At 68.4% G+C, this 8,976-nt stretch carries 8 protein-coding genes; 7 read left to right on the forward strand and 1 reads right to left on the reverse strand.

The genetic code is table 11. The annotated features are described in order from the left end of the window. Positions 1-81 precede the first annotated feature (81 nt). The 6 genes from ACFQ9R_RS29020 (at position 82) to ACFQ9R_RS29045 (ending at position 6,968) form a co-directional block, all read left to right on the forward strand. On the forward strand, positions 82-1,011 hold the full coding sequence (locus ACFQ9R_RS29020; RefSeq protein ID WP_378994978.1) for an IclR family transcriptional regulator: 930 nt from the start codon (positions 82-84) through the stop codon (positions 1,009-1,011). Between the two features lie 162 nt (positions 1,012-1,173). Then, positions 1,174-2,547 (forward strand): hypothetical protein, encoded by a 1,374-nt coding sequence (locus tag ACFQ9R_RS29025; protein WP_378994980.1) that lies wholly within the window; start codon positions 1,174-1,176, stop codon positions 2,545-2,547. A gap of 42 nt (positions 2,548-2,589) precedes the next feature. Continuing rightward, positions 2,590-3,255: a GntR family transcriptional regulator gene (locus tag ACFQ9R_RS29030; RefSeq protein ID WP_378994982.1), complete on the forward strand. Its 666-nt coding sequence runs from the start codon at positions 2,590-2,592 to the stop codon at positions 3,253-3,255. A gap of 57 nt (positions 3,256-3,312) precedes the next feature. Then, positions 3,313-4,698: an allophanate hydrolase gene (locus tag ACFQ9R_RS29035; RefSeq protein WP_378994984.1), complete on the forward strand. Its 1,386-nt coding sequence runs from the start codon at positions 3,313-3,315 to the stop codon at positions 4,696-4,698. Continuing rightward, complete coding sequence (locus ACFQ9R_RS29040; protein WP_378994986.1) at positions 4,695-5,378, forward strand: cysteine hydrolase family protein; 684 nt, start codon at positions 4,695-4,697, stop codon at positions 5,376-5,378. The genes ACFQ9R_RS29035 and ACFQ9R_RS29040 overlap by 4 nt, the downstream gene beginning before the upstream one ends. 15 nt (positions 5,379-5,393) lie before the next feature. After that, on the forward strand, positions 5,394-6,968 hold the full coding sequence (locus tag ACFQ9R_RS29045) for a regulator (protein WP_378994988.1): 1,575 nt from the start codon (positions 5,394-5,396) through the stop codon (positions 6,966-6,968). A 25-nt stretch (positions 6,969-6,993) separates the two neighbouring features. Here the strand turns inward: ACFQ9R_RS29045 and ACFQ9R_RS29050 are convergent, their stop codons facing one another. Continuing rightward, positions 6,994-7,842: an SDR family oxidoreductase gene (locus tag ACFQ9R_RS29050; protein WP_378994990.1), complete on the reverse strand. Its 849-nt coding sequence runs from the start codon at positions 7,840-7,842 to the stop codon at positions 6,994-6,996. A 108-nt stretch (positions 7,843-7,950) separates the two neighbouring features. Between ACFQ9R_RS29050 and ACFQ9R_RS29055 the strand changes: the two genes are divergently transcribed. Continuing rightward, the gene (locus ACFQ9R_RS29055) at positions 7,951-8,832 is read left to right on the forward strand and encodes a DUF5995 family protein (protein WP_378994992.1); all 882 of its coding nucleotides are present in this window, start codon (positions 7,951-7,953) and stop codon (positions 8,830-8,832) included. The last annotated feature ends 144 nt before the right edge of the window (positions 8,833-8,976 follow it).

Raw genomic sequence — 8,976 nt, forward strand, 5'->3', positions numbered from 1 at the left:
CCCACTTCGTTCGCGCGGTTCGCCGGGGAACTTTCCCCGACGGGTTGCGATGTCGAATATTCGACGCTATTGTTCGGTATTGTGACACCGACGATAAGCCGGGCCGAGCGCGCCGGTCAAGAGGTGACCCCGGATTCGATGGGTGATGCCGAGATTCCTGGCGCCGCGTCGCCGCCGACACAGCGCGTGGTGAAGGTGCTCGAGCTGCTGTCACGACATGCCACCGACCGTTTGTCGCTGGCTCGGATAGTGCGCGAAGCGGGGCTGTCACGCGCCACCGCGCACGCCGTACTCACCCAGCTCACCGCCGATGGCTGGACCGTGCGCGACGACGACGGCTGCTACGGCATCGGGCTGCGGCTGCTGACCGTCGCCCGGCGTGCCGAAGCGGCGTTTCCGCTGCGTCGTACCGCGGTGCCGCACCTGCGAGACCTGTCCGAGAAGGTGGGTGTACCGGTGTTTCTCGCCGAGCGCGCCGGGGACAGCATTGTGGTCACCGAGGTCGTCGGGCATCCCTCGGCCGGTTGGATCCGTCCGGGCAGGCGCCTGCCGCTCGCGCCTCCCGTCTGCCGCGAATTCATCGCCTGGGCGCCCGAACCCGTCCAGCAGGCCTGGCTGGCCACCGCCGACCCGACCCACCGCGACCGCCTCGCGCGCGTCCTCGCCGAGATCCGCACCCGCGGCTACTCGGTCGAACGGCTGGTCGACGATTCGACACCGATGCTGGAAGTGCTGGCGGGCCTGCGTGATTCACCGATCACGGCCGCACTGCGCGCCCAGCTCGGTTCCGTCATCACCGAACTGATCACCATCGATTACCTGCCCGACGAACTCGGCCCCGAGAACGCCGTCGTCACGCTGTCCGCCCCGATTCGCGACCGCGCCGGTGCGGTCGTCGCCGCGGTCGTGAGCTGCCCCGACAGTCGGTTGTCCGCCCTCGCCTTGAGTGAGCTCGGCGCGGCGACGGTGAGCGCCGCCGACCGAATCACCTCCGGCGGGCTGACGGACTGATCCCGCGGTCGGTGTCCAGTGACACCCGAGTAACCCCGAACGGCCGTGAACGCACGATTTCGAGTTCTCGGCGACGGTGGTTCGCCACTACTCTGAGTGGGGATCTGACCGGACGCGACCCGCTCGATGGTCGTGGAGGCAGATGGCGAGGAAGGACGGGCCGTGGCAAACGACAGTGATCGGTGGTGGGAGGCGCCCGGAATGTCAGGCCCCACCCCTGACCCGGCCGCACAACCCCCCGCCGACCCCACCATCCTGCGCTCGCCCGGCAACCCGGCCGAGCAGTCGACTCCCCGACCGCAAGACGGCCCGCAACCCACCGCCACCCCGCAGCCGGGAGCGAATCACCTTGGAAGCGGACAGCATCCGATAGCGCCCCCCACCGTGTTCGGACAGCAATTCGCACCACCGGGGACGGGCGAGCAGCCGTACGGGCAGCAACACGGGACCGGGCAGCAGTGGCAGCAGCCCGGAGTGGGACAGCCGGGGAGCGGGCAGCACCCGTTCGCGCCGCCGACAGTGGTCGGACAACCGTGGACCGGGCAGCAGGCCTACGGGCAGCAACCCGGGGCGGGCCACGATCCGTATGCGGCCCAGCCGGGGAGCGGACAGCAGGCGTATGGGCAGCAACCCGGGGCGGGTCACAACCCGTATGCGGCGCAGTCCGGTGGCGGACAGTCTTATGCGTCTCAGCCCGGAATCGGTCAGCAGCCGTACGGGTCCCAGTTCGGACCGGGTCAGTTCGCCCAGCAGCCGCCGTACGGCCAGCAGCCGTACGGCCAGCAGCCGTACGGCTATGCGCCACAGCAGTATTCGCCTCCACCGCGGCGCAATGGCGGTTCGGGCGCGATCATCGCGGCGATCGCGGTGGTCGTCGTGCTGGTGATCGGGGTCGCCGTCGCCGTCGGGTTCGCTGCCAGCTCCTCGGACGAGTCCACCACCTCGGCGAGCACGTCCACCACCACGACGAAATCAGGACCACTGTCGGGCACCAGTACCGCACCGCTCGCGCCGGGCTCGAAGGGCGTGCTCATCGCCTCCTATCGCGTCGCCTACGACGTGCCGTCGGCCTGGACCCTCCACTCCGAGAGCGACACCATGTCGTTCTCCAATGCGACGGGCGCGATCGACGGTCGCGGTCAGGCGACCGAGGGCGCCAACTATTGCCCCGGCTCGGTGTATCGCGCCATGGCCGCGGTGACCTCGACCACCGAGACCGATGCGGCGGCCGCGGCGAAGAGTGTCGCGAAAATAGCCGCGGCAGGGGGATATTCGGACCCGACCGGCGGAAAGATCAGCGCGCCGACGTCGTTGAAGACCCAGAGCGGAATCAGCGGCCAATTCGTCGAGACCTCGGGCCCGTGGACCCCGCAGATCCCGGGCTGCACCGCGAATGCCTACTCCGTCTACACCTTCGGCTTTCGCAATGCCGCGAATACAACTCTCGTCCTGACCATCCTCGTCGACCGCGGCACCACCGGCGAACTCACCGCCGAACAGGCCAAGAAGATGATCGACAGCCTGCGCCTGGTCTAGCGGCGTCGGCACCACCCCGGTCGCTGTTCGTAGACTCGACTCATGACGGCAGCCGCATCGAATTCGACCGATCTCCCGGCGAGTCTGGTGGAGATGACCGCTGAGCACGTGCGCGCGCAGGTTCTCAGCGGCGCGTTGGCGCCGGGGGAGCGGGTAGGCGAGGAAGCCCTGTGCGCGCGGCTCGGGATCAGTCGGGCGCCGGTGCGGGAGGCGCTGCGGCGCCTGGCGGAGCAGGGCCTCGTCGAGCATCTGCCGCGGCGTGGGTATCGGGTCGTGGTGTGGTCGGCGCGCGACATCGTCGAGTTGTTCGAGGTGCGGCGGGCGCTGGAACAGCACGCGGTGACCGTCGCCCTGCCGAGTACGGACCTGCGGCTGGGGCGGGTGCGTGCGGCGCTCGCGGAACTGACCGCGGCGGACCGGCGCAAAGACTGGGTCGCCCGCGACGACGCCCACCGCCGCTTCCACGCCGAAATCGTCGCGCTGGCGGGCAATCGGCAACTGGACCTCGTGTACGAGCAGATCCTGGTGAAACTACAGCTCGCGATGGCACGCAATCTCCGTGAGGAAACCGAGGTGGGCGCCCGGCGCGAAGGTGTGCGCCGACATGAGGAACTGCTCGCCGCGCTGGAGACCAACGACCCGCTGCGGGCCGAGACCGCGCTCCGCAGGCACGGCGAGCAAACATACCTGAAACTCGGTATCTGCTAACACATCCGATACAGACCGAGTCTCCCGTCGTCACACTTTCTGTCGACAATCGACAACATGACAGGCTCTACGGTCACGGAAATCCTCGCCCAGCACCAGGGCGGCAACGGCTCCCCGACCAGAACCGCGGCGCGAGTGGCCGACGCGATCGCCGCGCGCGGCGACGACGGCACCTGGATCACCCCGGTACCCCGTGACGAATTGCTCGCTGCCGCAGCGGCTGTCGAGCGCATGCCTGGCGCACGCACGCTGCCGCTGTACGGTGTTCCCTTCGGGGTGAAGGACAGTATCGACGTCGCCGGCTATCCGACAACGCTGGCCTGCCCCGACTACGCCTACCTCGCCACCCGCACCGCACCCGCCGTGCAGCGCCTGCTCGACGCGGGCGCGCTGTTCGTCGGCAAGACCAATCTCGACCAGTTCGCCACCGGCCTCAACGGCACCCGAACCCCGTACCCGGTGCCGCGCAGCGTCTTCGGCGGCGATCTGATCTCCGGCGGTTCGAGTTCTGGATCGGCGCTCGCGGTGGCACTCGGCCAGGTGCCGTTCTGTGTGGCGACTGATACGGCGGGTTCGGGCCGCGTGCCCGCCGCACTCAACGGCATCGTCGGCTGGAAGCCGTCGCGCGGCCTGATCAGCACCGTCGGGCTGGTGCCCGCGTGTAAGTCGCTGGACTGCCTCACCCTCATGGCGACCACTGTCGAGGACCTGGACCTGGTCGCCGAGGTGATCATGGCGGTCGATCACGACGATCCGTGGACCCGCGCCAGGGGAGGGCGATTCCCCAGTGGCCCGATCCGGCTCGGTCTACCGGCACCGCAGGAGCTCGAGTTCTTCGGCGACGACGCCATGCGCGCGGCACACCTCGGTGCGCGAGACAGGTTGCCGGGTATGGGGTTCAGCTGCGTCGACACGACACTCGCACCGTTCCTCGCCGCGGGCGCGCTGCTCTACCAGGGTCCGTGGGTCGCGGAACGTCTGGTCGAATTCGAGGAGTTCCTGACCGATCGGCCCGACTCGATCCTGCCCGTGATCCGGGAAATCCTCGACAGCGGACGCCGATTCAGCGCCGTGGACGTGTTCCGCGCACAGCAGCGGTTGCAGGAACTGCGCGCCGAGGTCGCCCGGATATGGGACGAGGTCGACGCGGTAGTGGTGCCGACCATCGGCACCACTTTCACTGTCCCCGAGGTGCTGGCCGACCCCATCGCGACCAACACCGTGCTCGGCCACTACACCCATTTCGGCAATCTCCTCGATCTGACCGCGATCGCGGTTCCGGCCGGCACCACCCGCGACGGCAGGCCGGTCTCGCTCATGGTGTTCGGCCCGGCACTCGCCGACGACCTCGTTCTCGCCGCCGCCGCACGGCTGCTGGACGAACCGCGCACCACCGCACTGCCCCACCACCTCGGCCCGGTATCCCTCCAGGAGCGACGATGACCGAAATCCCCGCCACCCCGAGCCCGTTCACCTTCGATCCCACCACGACCGCGCTCGTCATCATCGACATGCAGCGAGACTTCCTGCTCCCCGGTGGCTTCGGCGAAAGCCTCGGCAACGACGTGACGCTGTTGCGCACCGTCATCGAACCCCTCTCCGGTGTGCTCGCCTCGGCCAGGGCCGCGGGTGTCACGGTGATCCACACCCGAGAGGGCCACCTGCCGGACCTGTCCGATTGCCCACCGTCGAAACTTCGGCGCGGCAACCCCTCGCAGCGCATCGGTGATCCGGGGCGATTCGGGCGCATCCTGATCCGCGGTGAGTACGGCCACGACATCATCGACGAACTGGCGCCGCTCGACGGCGAGACCGTCATCGACAAGCCTGGCAAGGGCGCGTTCTACGCGACCGAACTGGCCTCTGTGCTGCAACAGCATTCGATCACCACCCTGCTCGTCGCCGGGGTAACCACCGAGGTCTGCGTCCACACCACCGTCCGCGAGGCCAATGACCGCGGCTACGAATGCCTCGTGGTCGCGGACTGCGTCGGCTCCTATTTCCCGGAATTCCAGCGCGTCGGACTGGCGATGATCGCGGCTCAGGGCGCGATCTTCGGCTGGGTTGCCGGCGCCGCGGATGTCATCGCCGCACTCGGCACCACCGCCCCCGTCACGGCCTAGCGAACAGGATCCACCATGTCCGTCGACACCTCGAAAACAACAGTCACACCGGAACAACCTGCGCCACCGGCACTTCCGTGGTGGACCAGGGGAGACACGAACGCCTTCTTCGGGCTGGCGTTCAACATTTTGGTCAACGTCCTCACCCTGACCACACTCACCATCGCGGTGGTGAAGATTCCCAGCACCGATGTCCTCGGGACGGTGCTGCCCGCCCTCGGCGTCGCGCTCGTGCTGGGCAACCTGTACTACATGGTGCTGGCGCGGCGCCTGGCCCGCCGCGAAGGACGCGCCGATGTCACCGCACTGCCCTACGGGCCGAGTGTTCCGCACATGTTCATCGTCGTGTTCGTGGTGATGCTGCCGATCTACCTGGCCACCGGAGATCCCTTGCAGGCGTGGGCGGCCGGTCTGGCCTGGGCGTTCATGATCGGCGTGATCGTGATGATCGGCGCTTTCGTCGGCCCCTACATCCGCAAGGTCACTCCGCGTGCCGCGATGCTCGGCACCCTGGCCGGCATCTCGATCACCTTCATCGCCATGCGCCCCGCCGCGCAGATGTGGGAGGTGGCCTGGATCGGACTGCCGGTGCTGGCCATCATCCTGATCGGCTTCTTCACCGACATCAAGCTGCCGGGCAATATCCCGGTCGGACTGGTCGCGCTGCTGGCCGGCACGGCGATCGGCTGGATCGGCGGGTACATGTCGGCACCCGATGTCGCCCAGGCCGCGCACGACATCGCCCTCGGGCTGCCCGACCTGCGCCTGGACCTGCTCTTCGACGGACTCGGCAACCTCGCTCCGCTGCTGGCCACCGCCATCCCGCTGGGCATCTACAACTTCACCGAAGCCATGAGCAACGTGGAAAGCGCCGCCGCCGCGGGCGACAACTACAACCTGCGCAGCGTGCTGCTGGCCGACGGTTTCGGCGCGGTGATCGGCGCGGGCTTCGGCTCACCCTTCCCACCCGCCGTCTACATCGGTCACCCGGGATGGAAGGACGCGGGCGGGCGCACCGGCTATTCCCTCGCCAGCGGCCTGACCATCGGCATCATGTGCCTGCTGGGGCTTTTCGGCATCCTCGCGACCCTGCTGCCCATCCCGGCGATCGTCCCGATCCTGCTCTACATCGGCCTGCTGATCGGCGCGCAAGCATTCCAGGCGGTGCCGCGGATCCACGCGGTGGCGGTCGTGGCCGCGCTGCTTCCCAACCTGGCGGAGTGGGCCGTCACCCAGATCGACAACGCGCTGTCCGCGGCGGGGACGTCGGCGGCGAAGGTCGGCTCGGACGCGCTCGGTCAAGCGGGCGTGGTCTATGACGGGCTGAAGGTGTTCGGGTCCGGTGCGGTACTGGCCGGTCTCGTGCTCGGCGCTATCGTCACGTTCATCCTCGACAAACGTTTCCGTGCGGCAGGAGTGGCGGCGGTCATCGGCGCCGGATTGAGCTGGATCGGACTGATTCACGCACACGCGGTCGAATGGGCCGCCGCGCCCGGCGTGGCACTCGGTTACGTGTTCTTCGCGCTCGTCTGCCTGGCGTACTCGCTGTTGCCGGCGACGGAGCCCGCTGCCGAGGAGACCACCGGGTGAGTCGCTCGGCGCGACTCACCAGAGTTCAGGAGTTCTTCGGCACTGTCGCGAGGAAATCGCGGAAGTCGATGGCCGGGTGGCCCGTCAGGTGTGGGACCGCGTCGGTGACCTGCGCGAGGTCGCCCTGGGCGATCGCGGTGTAGGTGCTGACCCAGCCGTCGACCTCCCATTGCGGCGCGTTGTACTTCGCGCGGGAGGCGTAAGCCTCGTCGACGGTCTGCTCGACGTAGCGGAACGGTCGGCCGAGGACTTCGGTCATGTCGGCGGTGGCGGTGGTCAGGCTGAAAGCTCGCGGGCCGGTGAGGTCGAAGGTCGCGCCGTCGTGCGCGTCCGAACCGAGCACCGCCACAGCACAATCCGCCACATCGGCGCGGGTGACCGCAGCGACTTCGCCGTCTCCGGCCGGACCTTCGATCACCCCGTCCCCGTCGGCGAAATGCGGGATGATGTCCTGGTACTGGTTGTCGCGCAGGAAAGTGAACGCGAGGCCGGAGGCGCGGATGGCCTGTTCGGTGTACCAGTGGTCACGGCCGAACGTGAACGTCGCATCGGGCGCGGCCCCGACGAACGACAGATACACGATCCGTTGCACGCCCACGTCTTTCGCGGCGTTCACCACCGCCGTCTGCTGAGCCGCGCGGTCGGCGCTCTCGGTGGCCGAGACGAAGAAGAAGGTCTGCACGCCGTCGAGCGCGGCCGCCACGGTGGCCGGATCGCCGAAGTCGATGGTGGCCGTGGTGGCGCCGTCGATCGGCGCGATGTGCTCGACGTGGCGTCCCAGCAGTCGCAGGCGGGCGCCCGAGGGGGCGAGCAGACGGGCAACGCGGCCGCCGATTTGTCCACTGGCCCCTGAAATCGCAATCGTCTCCGGCATCGGTCCAGGGTAGGGGCCCCTCGCGGCACGGTGGGCCGACACGCCCATCGGGTGCGACGACGCGCGCGTCGATGCGCGAATCGCGCCGAGAGATGGTGGAATCGGCGCGTGCGCGTATCGAGTGCAATAGCCGCCTGTGTCGCCGCCGCGGCACTGATTCTGCCCGCAAACCCGGCCGCAGGCGCGGCCGGGGACACGGCCTGTGGGTCCACCCTGTCCCAAAACGACATCGACGAGATCGCGCGGTTGTCAAACACGTCGGCGATCTCCGGCGCCGACAGCCTGGGCCGGCTCGAGGACGCGGTGGCCCGCCATCATCGGATCACCGAGATCCTCGTCGAGCATCGCGACCTCCGCGGGCTGTTCGCGATCGGGCTCGACGGCGTCGAATACGCCGCGGTGATGCCGATGCAGCGCGACCCGGCCGCGTTCGCGAACCGCGAGTACGCGCACGCGATCAGCTCGGAACTGCTGCGCCGATTTCTCGACAATCTGCATGCCGAATTCACCGGTGGCATCGCGGAACCACACTGGGCACACTATTTCGCACTCGCCCGCGACTGCGGGGCGTCGCGCGCCCGCACCGCTATGGCCGGCTACAACGCACACCTCACCGTCGACCTGACCTACTCGGTGGCAGCCGTGGGCAGCAGGCCGGAGAACGCGCCGGACTACTTCAAGATCGTGGCCGGCATCGCCTCGGTCGGCGACGTGATCATCGACCGCACCAAAGCGGCCTACGGCGCCGACCTCGGCCCGCTGTGGCGGTTCTATTTCGTCGGTGAGGGATTGGACCAGCTGTTCGGCGCGGGCGTCGCCACCGAACAGATGCTCATCGCCGCGGACCTCGGCGCGAACACGGTGATCTTCACCAACGGCCTCGCCCTGCAAGACCCCGCTCTCGCGCCCGCCATCCGCACCGAGATCACGGCGTTGTGGCAGGCCGCCGATCTGGCTTTCGAAGCACTGGCCCGGATCAACGCACTCTGAACAAGTCTGCGAAGCCAATTCGAGACGGCCCCGGCGTGGCGGTGGGTTACCGCGAACACCGGGGCGGGGTCGGTCGAATAAGCCCGCGGTCTTCTCCGAGGTGCGGATATCGACGATCGGCCGGTCTAGTAATAACAACATAAG

This window comes from Nocardia sp. NPDC056541, assembly GCF_042794235.1.
Classification (GTDB): domain Bacteria; phylum Actinomycetota; class Actinomycetes; order Mycobacteriales; family Mycobacteriaceae; genus Nocardia.